This window comes from Baekduia alba, assembly GCF_028416635.1.
GTDB classification, from domain to species: Bacteria; Actinomycetota; Thermoleophilia; order Solirubrobacterales; family Solirubrobacteraceae; genus Baekduia; species Baekduia alba.
On sequence record NZ_CP114013.1, the window covers coordinates 665296 to 680504 of the forward strand.

Here is a 15209-nt window from a genome sequence, read left to right on the forward strand (position 1 = left end):
GCGATGCTCCGCGTCCAGCGGGCCGGGCTCCTCGCCCTCCTGCTCTTGTCGATCGTGCCGAGCGCCGCCGCAGCCGCGGCGACGACGTTCGCCCGCGACGGCGACACGGTCACGGTCACCGGCGACGACGGGACCAACACCATCATGTTCGCCCCGGCGCCGGGCTCGGCGCCGGACGACCTGGCCTTCAGCGTGAGCGGTGGCGCCGCGACGACGTCCGGCGCCGGCTGCGCGCGGTCCGGCGCGACCGTGACCTGCGGCGTCACGGGCGACGAGGTGCAGGTCGTCGCCGACCTGCGCGGCGGCGACGACACGTTGCGGGACGGCTACGCCGGCGAGCGGTTCCCGGCGCTGACGGTGGCCGGCGGGGCGGGCGACGACACGCTGAGCGGCGGCGACGGCGCGGACGCGCTGGACGGCGGGGCGGGCGACGACGCGCTCGCCGGCGGCGGGGGCGACGACACGGTCATCGGCGGGCCGGGCGCCGATCGGCTCTCCGGCGGCGACGGGGCCGACTTCTTCCTCGCGCGCGACGGCGAGGTCGACACGCTGGCCTGCGGCGGCGCGGAGGACAGCGCGACGGTGGACTACGCCGACGCGACCGACGCGGCGTGCGAGGACGTGGACCGCGCGGCGGCGCCGCCGGCGGGCGCGGGCGGGAGCGGCGGGTCCACCACCAGCCCCGGAACGACGACGACGCCCGGCGGCTCCGGGCCGTCCGGCGGGGGCACGCCGCCGATGCTCGGCACGCTGCCGCTGGCCGTCGGCCTCGGGCGGCCCAGGGCCGTCCGGCTCGGCGCTTTGGTCGCCGCGACCAGGGCCAAGTCCTTGTCCTTCACGGCCACGTTGACCCAGGCCTGCGCCGCCACGGCCCGGCTGACGGTCACGGCGGGCGAGGCGCGCCGGCTGCACCTGGGCCGCCGGGCCGCGACGCTGGCCTCGGCGATCCGCGCGGCGCCCGCGGGCGACGTGCGCCTCGCGTTGACCATCAAGAAGACCTACCGCGCCCGGCTGCGCGCGGCGCGCCGGGTCAGGGCGACGCTCACGCTGTCCTGCGTCGCCGCCTCCGGCCGGGCGAGCCGGTCGATCGCCGTGACCCTGAAGCGCTGAGGCATCAGGCGGCCATCCAGGTCGTCTTCACCCCACATGTTGGGGTGAGAACGACCCGGATCCCCGGTGGCGATCCGCTTAGCCTAGGCGCGCACCGCGTCGGCGCCGACCGTGAGGCCGCGCCCGAGCGCGCGGCGGAACAGGTCGCCCTCGCGGCTCGCGGCCCAGCGCGCGACGCGGACGTCGCCGTCGGCGCGTAGGGCGAGGCGCACCTCGTCGTCCCCGTCGACCTGGACGTCGACGGCCGCGACGAGCTGGTCGCGCGAGCGCTCCAGGTCCTCGGCCAGGCGCAGGAACAGCGCGCAGCGGTCGAGGATCGCCAGGTCGCCGTCGCGCAGGAGCTTGTCGAAGCCGCCGCTGGTCGGCATGCCCTTGCGGTGGAAGCGCACCGCCTGGCCGATGATCGCGACCTCGCGCTGGTCGAAGCCCGGCAGCCCGGAGTTCAACACCAGGTACTTGGAGTGCTTGTGATGGTCGTCGTAGTCGACGCTCATGCCGATGTCGTGCAGGACGCAGGCCGCCCACAGCAGCTCGCGCTCGCGCGCGTCGCCGGGGTGCAGCCCTGCCGCCGCTGTGTCGTCGAACAGCCCCAGCGCCAGCCGCGCGACGTGCTCAGTGTGCGCGTTGTCCATGTGGTACTGCAACGCGAGGTTGAGCACCGACGCGCGCCGGACGTCGTCGAAGAGCGGCGGGTCGCCGTCGAGGTAGTTGTCGAAGAACACACCCTCGCGCAGGCCGGCCTCGGTCGCCTCGATCGCGGCGAAGCCGCCGAGGTCCAGGACCGCCTCGACCACGGCGGCGCCCGCGAGGATCAGGTCGGCGCGCGAGTACTTGATGCCCGGCACCTTCGCGCGCTCGCTGGGCTCGATCGCCGCGAACCGCGCGACCAGCTCGCTCAGCTCGTCCTTGGGCATCACGAAGCCCTGCACGCCGAACTCCGGCACGCCCTCGGCCCGCTGGACGGCGGCCGCGAGGTTGCGGACGGTGCCGCCGATCCCGACGATGCGCGCGCCGGACTTCGGCAGCCAGGGCGCGTCCTCGAGCTCGCGGGCGACGTGGTCGCGCAGCGCCTTGAGCTGCTTCTTGGACGCGACGCCGGAGCCGAGGCCGAAGCGCTCGGTCATCCGCACGGCGCCCAGCGGCCAGGACTGCAGCTCGCGCGCGTGCCGCGACGCGACGCGCACCAGCTGCATCGAGCCGCCGCCGAGGTCGAGCACGGCGCCGTCGGCCAAGGTGGTGGAGTTGACCGCGGCCAGGTAGCCGGCGCGGGCCTCCTCCTCCTTGGACAGCACGCGCACCGGCAGCGCGGCGCGCGACAGGAACGCGTCGGCGTTGGTCGCGTCGCGGATCGCGGAGGTCGCGACCGCGTCGATGTCGGTGATCCCGACCGCGTCGCAGAAGTGCGCGAAGACCTCGGCCGTGGCCAGGCCGCGGGCGATGCCCTCGTCCGACAGCTTCCCGGTCTCGGCCAGCCCGGCGCCGATCCGCACGGACTCGTGGATCTCGTCGGTTCGCCGCCACCAGCCGTCGGCGGCGGTGAAGACGACGAGCCGGAACGAGTTGGACCCCAGGTCGCACACGGCGATGCGGCGTTCGGCCATCGTGCCGGAGAGTACCCGGGCCGGTGGCGCCCTATCAGGCTGGCCCGGCCGCGCCCACAGGAGGAGAGACGCGACCGGGCCGGGAGCCTGGTGGGGAGGGGAGGGGTCGGGGGTTAGGCGCCGGAGCCGTCGACCGCCAGCGCGGGGCGCCGGCGCACGGCCAGGCCGCTGAGGGCGCTGACCAGTCCGAGGGCGGCGACGCCGGTCACCACTCCCACTGCCGTGTGCGAGTCGTGGAGGAACTCGGAGCCGTTCGAGGTGCCGACGACCGCGGAGACGATCGCCAGGGTGATCGCGCCGCCGACCTGGAACGAGGTGTTGATCAGGCCGGAGGCCAGACCCTGCTCGTGGTCGGCCACGCCCATCGTCCCCTGCATGTTGAAGCTGGGGAAGCCGAGCGCGAAGCCGCCGCCGATCAGCAGCATCGTCGGCAGGATCATCGTGATGTACGTGGGGTCCATGTCGGCGCGCAGGAACAGCGCGTAGCCGGCCGCGAACGAGATGAACGCGACGACCATCAGCGGCGCCGTCCCGACCTTGTCGACCAGCGGGCCGACGCGGGTCGAGCCGAAGGCGACGAGCAGGCCGGCCGGCAGGAACGCCAGCGCGGTCTCCAGCGCCGACCAGCCGAGCACCGACTGGAAGTACAGCGTGGCGATGAACTGGAAGCCGAAGTACGAGCCGGCCGTCGCCATCGCGCCGAGGTTGGCGCGGACGATGTGCCCGTGGCTGAGGATGCCCAGGCGGACCAGCGGGTGCTTCGTGCGCTTCTCGATCGCGACGAAGCTCGCGAGCAGCGCGACCGCGATGGCGAACGAGACGATCGTCGTGGCCGAGGCCCAGCCGACGTCCGGCGCGCGCACCACCGTGCGGACGAGGAGGAGCATGCCGGCGGTGATCGTCAGCGCGCCGGGGAGGTCGAAGCCCGGCCGCGGCCCCTCGGAGGGCGCGTCCTTGGCCAGCAGCCGGGGAGCGGCGGCCAGGATCAGCAGGGCGAACGGGACGGGGAGCAGGAACGTGAACCGCCAGCCGGCCTCGGTCAGCAGGCCGCCGAGGATCAGCCCGGAGGAGAAGCCGGAGGCGCCGAACGCGGTGTAGACGCTGAGCGCCTTGTTGCGCACGGGCCCTTCGGCGAACGTGGTCGTGATGTAGGACAACCCGGCGGGCGCGGTGAACGCGGCGCTGGCGCCCTTCAGGAAGCGGGTCGCGATGAGCAGGTTCGGGTCGGAGACCATCCCGCCCAGCAGGGAGGCGACGGTGAAGACGGACAGGCCGACGATCAGCACGCGGCGCCGGCCGAGCAGGTCGGCGGCCCGGCCGCCGAGCAGGAGCAGGCCGCCGTAGCCGAGCACGTAGCCCGACACGACCCACTGCAGCTGCGCGGTGGTCAGCCCGAGGTCCTCGCGGATGGAGGGCAGCGCGACGCCGACCATGGACACGTCGAGCCCGTCCAGGAACAGCACGCCGCAGAGGAGCATCAGCGCGGCCCAGGTGCGGGCCGTCCAGCGCTCGTCCGTGACGTGGTGCATGGGGGAGGGGAGAGAAGCCATGCGAGAGACAATACATGCATGTGCAAGCAATGCATGTGCAAGAGATGTGGGCGCAAATATTGTTCGGGTCGGGTATAATGGCGCGTATGTCCACAGATGCTGACTCCGCTTCGCTCGTTGCGACGTGGCGCGGGGTCGCCCTGTGCCACGCGAAGGTCTCCGGCGCGCTGGACAAGGCGCTGGAGCGCGAGCACGGCATCGGGCTCAGCGAGTTCGAGGTCCTCGAGCGCCTGGCGACGACCGACGGCGGCGACGGCCGCCGGATGCAGGACCTCGCCGAAGCGGTCTGCCTCTCGCAGTCCGCCCTCTCACGGCTGATCGGCCGGCTCGAGACCGACGGCCTCGTGCAGCGCGCGATGTGCGCCGACGACCGCCGCGGGATCTACGCGCACGTCACGCCGGAAGGCCGGGCGCTGTGGGAGAAGGCCCGGCCCACGCACCGGTCGGTGCTCGCCGACCAGCTGCCGGCCAACGCGCCGGCCAACGGCTCCCTCAGCGCGTAGCGCTCGCGCTCTTCGCCGCGGCCTGGGTGACCAGCTCCGCGAAGAGCGCGCAGTGGCGCGCGTCGTCGACCAGCCCCTCGGCGTGCCACTGCACGCCGAGGAAGAAGCCGCCGCCATCGACGTCCTCGATCGCCTCCACGAGCCCGTCGGTCGCGTGCGCGGAGGCGTGCAGGTCGCGCCCGAGCCGGTCGACGGCCTGGTGGTGGAACGAGTTGACGGCCAATTCGCCGGCGCCGGAGATGTCCGCCAGCCGCGTCTCGTCGGCGACGACGACGAGGTGCGTCGGGACGCGGCCGAGGTCGAGCTGGCGGTGGTCGACCGTGGTGCCGACGACGTCGGCGACGTGCTGGTGCAGCGTGCCGCCGCGCGCCACGTTCATCGCCTGCGCGCCGCGGCAGATGCCGAGCGTCGGCAGGCGGCGGGCGTCGGCCTCCTCGGCGAGCGCGAGCTCCCAGGAGTCGAGGTCCCGCTCGGTCTCGCCCAGCAGGTGGTGGGGCGGCTGGCCGTAGGTGTCGGGGTCGAGGTCCGGGCCGCCGGACAGGCAGAGGCCGTCGAGGCGGTCGAGCATCGGGCCGATCGTGGCGCGGTCCAGCGGCGGGAGGACGACGGGCAGGCCGCCGGCGCGCTCGATCGCCAGGAGGTAGACCATGCCCAGCGCCATCTCGCGCTGCTGCGGGTCGGCCTCGCGCAGCGGGTCGGCACGGACGGCCTCGCGCATCTCGGAGGTGGTAACGCCGATCAGCGGGCGCAGGCCGTTCACAGGACCCACGTGTCCTTGGCGCCCCCGTCCTGGGAGGAGTTGACGACGATCGAGCCCTCCTTGAGCGCGACGCGGCTGAGGCCGCCGGGCAGGACGCGCGTTGTCGTAGGGGTCGTGAACGCGAAGGGCCGCAGGTCGACGTGACGCGGTTGCAGGCAGCCGTCGACGACCGTGGGATGGGTGGAGAGCAGCACGAGCTCCTGGGCGACGTACGCGCCCGGGTCGTCGGTGATCGCCTGGCGGATCGCGCCGATCGCGTCGCGCTCGGCGTGCGGGCAGATGACGACGCCGGCGCCGCCCGCGCCGCCGCGCGGCTTGATCACCAACTCGTCGAGGCGGTCGAGCGCCTGCTCGAGGTGCTCGGGGTCGGCGAGGTCGAAGGTCGGGACCGAGCGCAGGACCGGCTCCTCGTCGTCGTAGAACCGGATCAGGTCCTCGACGTAGGCGTGCGTGAGCTTGTCGTCGGCGACGCCGGTGCCGAACGCGTTGACCACGCCGACCCGGCCGGCGCGGAGGGCCCGGAGCAGCAGCGCGTGGCCGGGCGCCTTCAGGGTGGAGGCGTCGGTGCGGCGGTAGACGACGTCGATCGGGCGCTGCGGCGCGTCGCGCATGACCAGCGCGCCGGTGGCGGCGTCGAGGTCGAGGTCTTCGGCGGTCAGCAGCGGGGCGTCGAGGTGCACGGCGAGCGTGCGGTGCTCCCAGTAGGCCGGCGAGGTCGGGCCGTCGGTGAGGACGACCAGGTTGATGGGGTCGGTCGCGCGGTCGCGGTCGCCGCCCGGTGGCGCGGCGGCGTCCAGCGTCTCGCGCAGCAGCGCGATCGCGCCGTCGAGCGGGCGCGCGGGGATGCGGCCCGGGTCCAGGTCCAGGACGTCCTCGACGAGCGCGCGGGCGGCCAAGGTGTAGGCGATGCCGCTGGGTGTGCGGGCGTTGTCCTCCAACACCTGGAACTCGCCGTCGGGCGTCTGGACGAGGTCGAGGCCGGCGAGCGCGACCCAGACGCCGGCGGGCGGCGGGGCCGCGGCTGCCTCGGGCTCGTGGTGCTCGGCGGAGGTGATCACCCGCTCGGGGACGACACCCTCGGCGACCGCGCGGCGCGGGCCGTGGACGTCGGCGACGAACCGGTCGAGCGCGCGGGCGCGCTGGGCGACGCCGCGCTCGATCGTCGCCCACGCGTCGGCGCCGATGATCCGCGGAACGGGGTCGACGTGGAACGCCGCGGTTCCGCCGTCGATCGGGAACTGCAGGCCGGCGCGACGGGCGTCGTCGGCCATCGCGGCCGCCATCTGCGCGAGGTCGCGGGTGTGGACGTCGCGCAGCGCCGCGGCGACGTCCGGGCGCCACGCGCCGTCGGCCTGCAGGGCCTCGTCGCGGGGCCCGGGCGGCGGGCGGTAGGGCGTCCAGGGCGGGGCGTCCGGCTGAGCGGTCACCGCGACGACTGTTCCCAGGTTCGAGACGGAGCACGCACGGACCGCGCGGCTCTCAGGTGTCGAGGTAGGCGGCGCTCAGCTCGCTGGTCAGCGTGCGCAGGCGGCGTCCGCCGGCGGGCTCGCCGGGGCGCAGGCGTGCGCGTGCGCGCTGCTGCACGTCGCCCGGCCGCGCGGCCAGGAGGCGCAAGCGGCTGCGGCCCAGCGCGGCGGCGGGGGCGGAAGGCCAGCATCCGCCGATGGTGCCCGCGCGCGGGCACCGCGGCCTCGGCCGGCGGGCCGAATTAGCGCGGGCGCGGTTCGCCAGGCGGGCCAAGCGCGGGTCCGCAACGCACGCGGGTGCGTTGACCGGGATATTCCCGGTCGACGTGACCGACGGAGCGCGGGAAGAGCGGCGGAGGACCGGCGACATCGCGGCGGTGCTGTTCGACGTCGCCGGGACGCTGGCGATGCCGGAGGAGCGCGACGCGTGGGTCGCTGGCGCGGCCGCGCGGGCCGGGGTCGCGGTGGCGGATCCGGCGGCGCTCGCGGTCGCGCTGGAGCAGGCCGGGCGGCCGGGCGGGCCGTATCCCGACGCCGTGCCGGAGGCGCTGGCCGCGGCCTACGGCGCGCGCGACACCTCGCCGGCGGCGCACCGCGCCGCCTACGCCGGGCTGCTCGCCACGCGGGCGGCGGAGCCGCTGGCGACCGCGCTCTACGAGCGGATCCTCCGGCCCGAAGGCTGGGTCGCCTACCCGGACGCGGCGCCGACGCTCCGCGCGCTGCGCGAGCGCGGGATCGCGGTGGCCGCGGTGAGCAACGTCGGCTTCGACCTGCGGCCGGTGCTCGCCGGGCTCGGGCTACTCGCCCTGGTCGACGCGGTCGTGTTGTCCTATGAGATCGGCGCGGTCAAGCCGGACCCGGCGATCTTCCGCGCGGCGTGCGCCGCGCTCGCGGTGGCGCCCGAGCGCGCGCTGATGGTCGGCGACCACCCCGAGGCCGACGGCGGCGCGGCGGACGCCGGCCTGCGCACGCTGATCCTGCCGATGTCGCCGGCCGGCGCGCCGCACGGCCTCGCCGCCGTCCTCGACCGGGTGTGAGACTGGGCGGCCATGGCCATGGACTGCCGCACCGTCGACTACCACACGGCCGGCGAGCCGTTCCGGATCGTGCTGGACGGCGTGCCGCCGATCGCGGGGACGACGGTGCGCGCCAAGCGGGAGACGGCGCGCGGGTCGGAGGCGATCGACGCCGTGCGCCGGCTGCTGTGCCACGAGCCGCGCGGCCACGCCGACATGTACGGGTGCTTCGTCGTCGAGCCCGACGACGCGAGCGCGGACTTTGGCGTCCTGTTCTGGCGCAAGGACGGCTACTCGACCGCATGCGGGCACGGCACGATCGCGCTCGGCCGGTGGGCCGTGGAGTCCGGCCGCGGCGCGGGGCCGGAGGTGACGATCGTCGGCACGCGCTTCGCGGCCCGAGCGCTGGGCGAGACGCCCGAGGGCCTGCTGACCGAGGTCCGCGGCGCGGCCTTCCGGACCGGCGAGCACCGCTTCATGCTCGACCCGCGCGATCCGCTCGGGACGGGCTTCGTCCTCCGCTAGCGCTCAGGTCATGAACCAGTCGCGGATCTTGGCCATCACGTCGGATCCGGCGCCGTCGCTCGCGCCCGCGCCGCCGCCGCCCGCGCGCTCCAGCTCGAGCACGGCGTGACCGGTCTGCGTCACCGTCCACGCGCCGTCGACGGGCTGCACGAGCCCTGCCAGCGCCAGGTTGCGCACCGCCCCGGCATGCTCCTCCGTCGCCGCGCCGTCGGCGACGGCCCGCAACGCCCCTCGATGGCTCGCGTCCAGCATCACCGCGCAGTATCGCGGACATGTCCGGCTGCCACCCGGCTCTGGACGTGCGCGCCGACACGGCGCACACTCACTCCATGGCGCCGCGCCGAGCCGCCAACTTCCTGTCCGCGATCGTCGCGCTGGCGGCTTGCGCGGCGCCCGCGCGCGCCTAGGGCCGCTCGATGAGCTCGACCCGGTAGCCGTCCGGGTCGCGGACGAAGCAGATCAGCGAGCCCGAGCCGCCGACGTTGTAGGGCGGCTTCTCCGGCGAGATCCCGGAGGTCGACAGCTCGCCGAGCGTGTCGGCCAGCGAGGGCACCGTCAGGGCGATGTGGTTGTAGCCCGTGCCGAGGTCGTAGGACTCGACGCCCGGGTTCCAGGTGAGCTCGAGGCGGTCGCCGTCGCCGGGGATCCCCATGAAGACGTTGATGGCGCCGTCGGGCAGGTCCATACGCCGTCGCTCCTCGAAGCCGAGGGCCTCGTAGAAGGCGACGGAGCGGTCGATGTCGCCGATCCGGTAACAGGTGTGGATGAGCTCGGGCATCAGGCTGTCAATGTACCTGCATGATCCTCGAGCGCTCGATGCACCCGCAGTTCCTCTCGAACACGTTCCTCGTCGCCGCCGAGCCGGGCGGCGAGGCGTTCTTCGTGGACGCGGGCGGGCCGCTGGAGCCGCTGTTCGACAAGGTCGCCGAGCACGACCTGACGCCGACGCACGTGCTGCTGACCCACCATCACTTCGACCACGTCTCCGAGGTCCCGCAGATCGTGGAGCGCTGGCCCGACGTCCAGGTGCTGATCCATCCGCTCGAGCGCGACCTCGTCGACACCGCCACCGGGACGATGGACGCGGGCGAGACCGTCCGCGCCGGTGGACTCGACGTGCAGACGCTGCACATCCCCGGGCATACCGCGGGGATGCTCGGGCTCCTCGTCGACGGCAACGTCTTCACCGGCGACACGTTGTTCAAGAACTCGGTCGGCGGCGTCCGCGCCCCCGGCTCGACGTCCTGCGCCGATCTCAAGTCCTCGGTGATGGACACGCTGATGCGGCTGCCGCCGGACACGGTCATCCAGCCCGGGCACACCGACGCCACGACCGTGGCCGAGGAGTACGAGAACAACAAGTTCATCCGCCTCTGGCGCGGCCTGGACCCCGAAGGGACCGAGCAGGTCACCGCGCTCGGCGAGCCCGCGACGCTGATCCTGCTCGGCGACGACTACGACGGAGGCCACAAGGCGTGGGTCCGCTGGCCCGACGGACGCGATGACATCGTCCCGGGCAGCAAGGTGGAGCGCTAGTGGCCCCCTCCGGGGGTTCCGCGCGGAATCCCGGACGGGACCACTAGGCCACGATGGCCCGCGACGATCGCATCCCGACCTCGCGGTGGGCACGCGCCGCGAAGGTCGGGCGTCTCGCTGCCACGCAGGGCGCCAAGCAGGCCGGCACCCGCGTCGTCAACCTCACCCGCGACGAGCAGTCCGCGCAGGACGCGATGGCCCGCCGGCAGGTCGAGACCGCCAAGCAGATCGTCGCCGCGCTCGGGACGATGAAGGGCGCCGCGATGAAGCTCGGCCAGGTGATGTCCTTCCTGGACGTCGGCCTGGTCCCGGAGGAGTTCCGCGAGGAGTTCCAGGCCGAGCTCGCCAAGCTGCGCGACGCCGCGCCGAAGGTCTCGTTCAAGGACATGAAGAAGGTCCTGGAGGAGGAGTACGGCGAGAAGCTCGACGACGTCTTCGAGTCCTTCGACCCGTCGCCGGTCGCCGCCGCCTCGATCGGCCAGGTCTACCGCGCCCGCTACGACGGCAAGGACGTCGCGGTCAAGGTCCAGTACCCGGGCGTCGCGCGCGCCGTCCGATCCGACCTGCAGAACCTCGGGATCATCCTGCGGCTGATGAAGTCCGTCGCGCCCGGCCTGGACCCGCAGGAGCTCGGCGCCGAGATCCGCGGGCGCATCGAGGAGGAGCTCGACTACGAGCTCGAGGCCCAGAACCAGCGCACGCTCGCCCGGATCTACAAGGGCCATCCGTTCGTCGTGATCCCCGACGTGTACACGTCGCTCAGCCACGAGCGCGTGATCGTCTCGGAGTTCGTCACCGGTCGGAAGTTCGACGAGTTCAAGACGTGCGCGGACGAGGAGCGCAACCGCCTCGGCGAGATCATCTTCCGCTTCTACTTCGGGTCGATGTACCGCCACCACCAGTTCTCGGGCGACCCGCATCCCGGCAACTGCCTGCTGCTCGACGACGGCCGCATGGCGTTCCTGGACTTCGGGCTGTTCAAGCGGATCTCCGACGAAGTCGCCGAGTACGAGCTCCAGACCCAGCGCCTCGGGATGGAAGGGCGCGGCGAGGAGTTGATCGAGCACCTGCACGGCGGCGGCTGGCTCGGGCAGCCCGAGTACTACGACCCGGACTCGATCCTGGAGCAGTTCCACGATCTCACCGGCTGGTACACGCTCGACGCCGCGATGGCGCTGACGCCGGACATCGCGACCGACGTGATGATCCAGATGAGCGACCCGCGCTCGCGCTGGTGGGGCAAGATGCGCCACGAGACGCTGCCGCCCGAGCACCTCTTCGGCCGCCGGCTGGAGATGCTGACGCTGGCGGTCATCAGCCAGCTGCGCGCGACCGCGAACTGGAACCGGATCGCGCGCGAGTGGGTCTACGGCGACGAGCCCGTCACCGAGCTCGGGCGCCAGGAGGCCGAGTTCCTCGCCTCGCGCTGAGGCGGTGCGCGCGCTGGCGCGCCTCGCGTACTTGGGGGTCTTGATCGTCGGCGCGTTCGTGCTCGTGGCGAGCACCGGCAAGCTGTCGTCGGATCGCATACGCGACTGGATGGACGGCTACGGCGTGCTCGGTCCGTTGATCTTCATCGCCGTCTCGGCCTGCCTGACGCCCGCGCTCTTCCCCGGCCCGCTGCTGGCGGGCGCGGCCGGGCTGCTGTTCGGGACCTGGCTCGGGACGCCGATCGCGATCGTCAGCGCCACGCTCGGCGCGATGCTCGCGTTCAGCCTGTCGCGCTGGATCGCGCACGACGCCGTGGTCGAGCTGCAAGGCCCGCGCCTGCGGGCGCTGCGCGAGTGGATCGGCCGCCGCGGGTTCCTGTCGGTGCTGTACGCGCGGATCGTGCCCGGCGTGCCCTACAGCCTGGTGAACTACGCGGCGGGCCTGTCGCCGGTCGCGCTGCGCACGTTCGCGGCCGCAACCGCGCTGGGCTGTGCGCCGCGCGCGTTCGCCTACACCGCGCTGGGCGGCTCGCTCGACGACCTCGGCTCGCCCGAGGCGTTCGCCGCGTTCGCCGTCCTCATCATCATGGCCTTGGTCGGCGCGCTCGCGGCGCGCCGGGACCTGCGGTCCGCTAGAGCTCCTGCACCTGGAACAGCGACGTCGTCCCCGGCCGCCCGCTCGGCAGGCCGGCCGTGACGCCGACGCGCATCCCGGGCCGACACCAGCCGAGCTCGATGACGCGCTGACACGCGTCGGCGATCAGCGCCTCGGTCACCTCGTGGCGCTTCATCGACGCGGCGCGCACGCCCCACATGAGCATGCAGCGCCGGACCGTCTCGCGCCCGGGGGAGAGCGCGTAGATCGGGACGTTGGGGCGGTGGGCGGAGATGAGGCGGGCGGAGCGGCCGGACAGCGTCGGCACGATGAGCGCGTCGAGGTCCAGCTCGGACGCCGCCTGGCACGCCGCGTGCGCGACGGTGTAGGACGGGTCGCGGTGGTCGCGCTTGACGCGCGTCTCCAGCCAGCGCTGATAGGGCGCGTGGCGCTCGGTGTGCACCGCGATCGCCGACATCATCGCGATGGCGCCGACCGGGTGGGCGCCGACCGCGGACTCCTGGGACAACATGATGGCGTCCGTCCCGTCGAGGATCGCGTTGGCGACGTCGGCCACCTCGGCGCGCGTCGGGCGCGACGACGTGACCATCGAGTCGAGCATCTGCGTCGCGGTGATCACCGGGCGCGCGTTGGCGCCGGCCAGCGCGATGAGGTTCTTCTGCACGATCGGGACCTCCTCGATCGGCAGCTCGATGCCGAGGTCGCCGCGCGCGACCATCACGCAGTCCGCGGCGCGCACGATCTCCAGCGCGTTGTCGACGGCCTGGGGCTTCTCGATCTTCGCGATCAGCGGGACGCGCGTGTGCTCGCGCACGAAGAACACGTCCTCGGGGCGGCGGACGAAGCTCAAGGCCACCATGTCGACCCCGATCTGGCGGCCGGCCTCCAGGTGGAGGAGGTCCTCCTCGGGGACGGAGGGCAGCTCGTCGGCGGGGCCCGGGATGTTGAGGCCCTGGCGGGAGGCGACGGTGCCGCCGATCTCGACCTCGGCCTCGACCTCGTTGTCGCCCTCGCGGACCGCGGTCGCGCGCAGGCGCACCGAGCCGTCGGCGAGGTACAGCACGTCGCCGGGGTCGAGCGCGCGGGCCAGGCCCGCCCAGCTGATCGTCATGCGGCGCGCGTCGCCGGCGGTGCCGTCGTCCTTGCCGCACTCGAAGACGACCTTGTCGCCGACCTTCAGCTCGACGGTGCCCTCGACCAGCGGGCCGATGCGGAGCTTGGGACCCGGCAGATCCTGCAGGAGCGCGACGGGGCGGCCGGCGCGGCCGGCGGCGTCGCGGACGAGCTGCGCGGTCTCGGCGTGCTGCTCGTGCGAGCCGTGGCTGAAGTTCAGGCGGGCGACGTCCATGCCCGCCTCGATCATCCGCACGAGCGTCTCAGGGTTGTTGGACGCGGGGCCGATGGTGGCGACGATCTTCGTGCGGCGGGTCATCGGGGAGTCACGGTACTGCGCGCGCGCAGGAAGCCTGCATACCGGCGGTGAACGCTGGCCCGATCAGGCGCCGTCGATGCCCTATCCGGGTGATTCGGTCGCCCTCGAACGCGTGCGGGCGGGCGCCTCGCGTATCGTGGCGAGCTCCTCTACCGCAGCTCGAACTCAGCACCCTTCCCGGCATCACCCCTGGGTGAACCGCTCTCCATACCCGAGCCGGGCGCCGACCGATCTCTCAGCTTCAAAGCGACGCCCACGTCGCTTCGGAGAGTGCTGCGCCTCATGGCCCAGTAGTCGGATCTGACGGAGTGGGTCAGGGGACCAACGAAGCAGTAGAGCGACGCCGATCGATCGTCCTGAGCGTCGCGCCGAGCCGCTTCTGCCCCGACGGTGGGGTGGGGCGGTTGGACGAAGCGCTCACACGCGTTTCCCGCGCCGGACGGATCCTCCGGCACCTCCGTTAGTGGGCCGCTCGGCGAGCGGCCCGTCGTGAAAGGAGCGCCTCATGAGAGGCGAGATTGGACGTGCCCACCCGCTGGCACGTGCCGCCAAACAACTGACGCTGCTGGCGGTCTGCACCGTCATCGGCGTGGTGCTCACGCGGGCGATGGGCGCGACGGGGTTCCACGAGTCGCCCGCGTTCGCGCTGGCCACGACCGCGCTGCTCGCGGTCGGCCTGTACGCGGGGACGCACGGGATCGACCTGTCCCAAGCGCGTCGGGACGCCTGGCTGCTCGCACGCGTCCTGACCGTCGGAGTCGTGCTCAAGGCTGCGCTGATCGGCGTGCTCCTGGCGCTCGTCTTCGGCGACGCCAGGCTGCTGATCCTGGGCGTCGTGATGGCTCAGATCGATCCGCTCAGCGTCAGCGCGCTCGAGCGCGAAGGGCGCCTGTCACCGCGCGCTCAGAGCATCCTGCGGGCGTGGTCGTCGTTCGATGACCCCGTCACCGTGCTGCTGGCCTGGCTGGTCATCCAGGTGGCCGATCAGCGGTCCGGGGGCGCGGGCGGACTGCTCGTCTACGTGCAGGCGCTCGCGGTCAACCTGCTGCTGGCCGGGGGCGTGGCGGTCGTCTTCTGGGCGACCAAGCGCCCAGCTCGAGGTCGGTGGGCCAGCCTGGTCCCGCCGCGATGCGCCGCGAGCGCCTCGCGGCGGCCCCGGCGCTGCTGACGGGACTCGGTCTTGGGGTCGCAACCGCGTCGATGCTCGCGGTGGCGCTGATGGGCTTGATCGTCCGGCCGCCGCTGGGACGGCTGATCGAGCGCGTCACGCTCGCGGCGCTGTGCCTCGCCGCCGCGGCGCTCGGGGTCGTGCTGGCCGCCGACGTCGGTGGCCGCGAGCAGCTCGCGCAGGGCGTGACCCTGGGCGCGCTGGCCTACGCGGCGCAGGTGGCAGTCGCGCCGCTGCTGACGCGCAAGCTCCCGCGCGCCGACCGGTGGCATCTCGCACTGGCCCAGCAGAACGGGATCACCGCGATCATCCTCTCGCTGACCGTCGCGGTCACGACCTACCCCGCGGCCGGCGCCGTCGTGGCGATGGCGATCCTCACCGTCACGGTGCTCCACGCGCTCGCGAACACCGTCTGGGACCTTCGCCAGCGAGGGTTGAGCAGGAAGGAGACGTCGTGATGAGGGGCAGCGCCTGACGCGGTCACGAGTGCTGACGG

The 15209-nt window shown here is 73.4% G+C and carries 16 protein-coding genes and 1 pseudogene; 9 read left to right on the top strand and 8 right to left on the bottom strand.

Going from position 1 to position 15209, the window contains the following annotated elements:
* Nucleotides 1-3: 3 nt before the first annotated feature.
* The gene (locus DSM104299_RS03145) at nt 4-1110 is read left to right on the top strand and encodes a hypothetical protein (RefSeq protein ID WP_272475835.1); all 1107 of its coding nucleotides are present in this window, start codon (nt 4-6) and stop codon (nt 1108-1110) included.
* 83 nt (nt 1111-1193) lie between these two features.
* On the opposite strand, the gene DSM104299_RS03150 is transcribed toward DSM104299_RS03145, so the two are convergent.
* Both DSM104299_RS03150 and DSM104299_RS03155 read right to left on the bottom strand, forming a co-directional pair.
* Complete coding sequence (locus DSM104299_RS03150) at nt 1194-2711, bottom strand: Ppx/GppA phosphatase family protein (protein WP_272475836.1); 1518 nt, start codon at nt 2709-2711, stop codon at nt 1194-1196.
* 113 nt (nt 2712-2824) lie between these two features.
* Complete coding sequence (locus DSM104299_RS03155; protein ID WP_272475837.1) at nt 2825-4261, bottom strand: MFS transporter; 1437 nt, start codon at nt 4259-4261, stop codon at nt 2825-2827.
* Nucleotides 4262-4347: 86 nt separating this feature from the next.
* Here DSM104299_RS03155 and DSM104299_RS03160 point away from each other — a divergent pair, with 86 nt between their 5' ends.
* A complete protein-coding gene (locus DSM104299_RS03160; protein ID WP_272475838.1) occupies nt 4348-4764 on the top strand; it encodes a MarR family winged helix-turn-helix transcriptional regulator in 417 nt (138 codons plus the stop codon).
* On the opposite strand, the gene DSM104299_RS03165 is transcribed toward DSM104299_RS03160, so the two are convergent.
* Genes DSM104299_RS03165 through DSM104299_RS03175 form a run of 3 tightly spaced genes read right to left on the bottom strand, consistent with a single transcriptional unit; the run spans nt 4754 to nt 7138 of the window.
* Entirely contained in the window at nt 4754-5533 is a 780-nt protein-coding gene (locus DSM104299_RS03165; RefSeq protein WP_272475839.1) for a gamma-glutamyl-gamma-aminobutyrate hydrolase family protein, read from the bottom strand. The two genes, DSM104299_RS03160 and DSM104299_RS03165, sit on opposite strands and share 11 nt — an antisense overlap.
* Entirely contained in the window at nt 5521-6951 is a 1431-nt protein-coding gene (locus DSM104299_RS03170) for a circularly permuted type 2 ATP-grasp protein (RefSeq protein WP_272475840.1), read from the bottom strand. Before DSM104299_RS03170 ends, DSM104299_RS03165 begins: the two co-directional genes overlap by 13 nt.
* A 52-nt stretch (nt 6952-7003) precedes the next feature.
* Complete coding sequence (locus tag DSM104299_RS03175) at nt 7004-7138, bottom strand: hypothetical protein (protein WP_272475841.1); 135 nt, start codon at nt 7136-7138, stop codon at nt 7004-7006.
* Between the two features lie 178 nt (nt 7139-7316).
* Between DSM104299_RS03175 and DSM104299_RS03180 the strand changes: the two genes are divergently transcribed.
* Together DSM104299_RS03180 and DSM104299_RS03185 are read left to right on the top strand one after the other, a co-directional pair.
* Nucleotides 7317-8027 carry an HAD-IA family hydrolase gene (locus tag DSM104299_RS03180; protein WP_272475842.1) on the top strand — a complete coding sequence of 237 codons (711 nt, stop codon included), beginning with the start codon at nt 7317-7319 and terminating at the stop codon, nt 8025-8027.
* Nucleotides 8028-8039: 12 nt separating this feature from the next.
* Nucleotides 8040-8360 (top strand): annotated as a pseudogene (locus tag DSM104299_RS03185) (proline racemase family protein); the annotation flags it as partial.
* Between the two features lie 174 nt (nt 8361-8534).
* Here DSM104299_RS03185 and DSM104299_RS03190 read toward each other — a convergent pair.
* Both DSM104299_RS03190 and DSM104299_RS03195 read right to left on the bottom strand, forming a co-directional pair.
* Nucleotides 8535-8783, bottom strand: coding sequence for a hypothetical protein (locus tag DSM104299_RS03190; protein WP_272475844.1), 249 nt, complete (start codon nt 8781-8783; stop codon nt 8535-8537).
* A 151-nt stretch (nt 8784-8934) separates the two neighbouring features.
* Entirely contained in the window at nt 8935-9309 is a 375-nt protein-coding gene (locus tag DSM104299_RS03195; RefSeq protein ID WP_272475845.1) for a VOC family protein, read from the bottom strand.
* Nucleotides 9310-9329: 20 nt separating this feature from the next.
* Between DSM104299_RS03195 and DSM104299_RS03200 the strand changes: the two genes are divergently transcribed.
* From DSM104299_RS03200 to DSM104299_RS03210, 3 genes are read left to right on the top strand one after another with little or no spacing between them, the layout of a single operon-like run.
* A complete protein-coding gene (locus DSM104299_RS03200) occupies nt 9330-10067 on the top strand; it encodes an MBL fold metallo-hydrolase (protein ID WP_272475846.1) in 738 nt (245 codons plus the stop codon).
* Nucleotides 10068-10120: 53 nt separating this feature from the next.
* Entirely contained in the window at nt 10121-11497 is a 1377-nt protein-coding gene (locus tag DSM104299_RS03205) for an ABC1 kinase family protein (protein ID WP_272475847.1), read from the top strand.
* Between the two features lie 4 nt (nt 11498-11501).
* Complete coding sequence (locus DSM104299_RS03210; protein ID WP_272475848.1) at nt 11502-12194, top strand: TVP38/TMEM64 family protein; 693 nt, start codon at nt 11502-11504, stop codon at nt 12192-12194.
* Here the strand turns inward: DSM104299_RS03210 and pyk are convergent.
* On the bottom strand, nt 12130-13545 hold the full coding sequence (gene pyk / locus DSM104299_RS03215) for a pyruvate kinase (protein ID WP_272475849.1): 1416 nt from the start codon (nt 13543-13545) through the stop codon (nt 12130-12132). The genes DSM104299_RS03210 and pyk overlap by 65 nt on opposite strands.
* 505 nt (nt 13546-14050) lie before the next feature.
* Here pyk and DSM104299_RS03220 point away from each other — a divergent pair.
* Complete coding sequence (locus DSM104299_RS03220; protein WP_272475850.1) at nt 14051-14713, top strand: cation:proton antiporter domain-containing protein; 663 nt, start codon at nt 14051-14053, stop codon at nt 14711-14713.
* On the top strand, nt 14674-15171 hold the full coding sequence (locus DSM104299_RS03225; RefSeq protein WP_272475851.1) for a hypothetical protein: 498 nt from the start codon (nt 14674-14676) through the stop codon (nt 15169-15171). The genes DSM104299_RS03220 and DSM104299_RS03225 overlap by 40 nt, the downstream gene beginning before the upstream one ends.
* Nucleotides 15172-15209 lie beyond the last annotated feature (38 nt).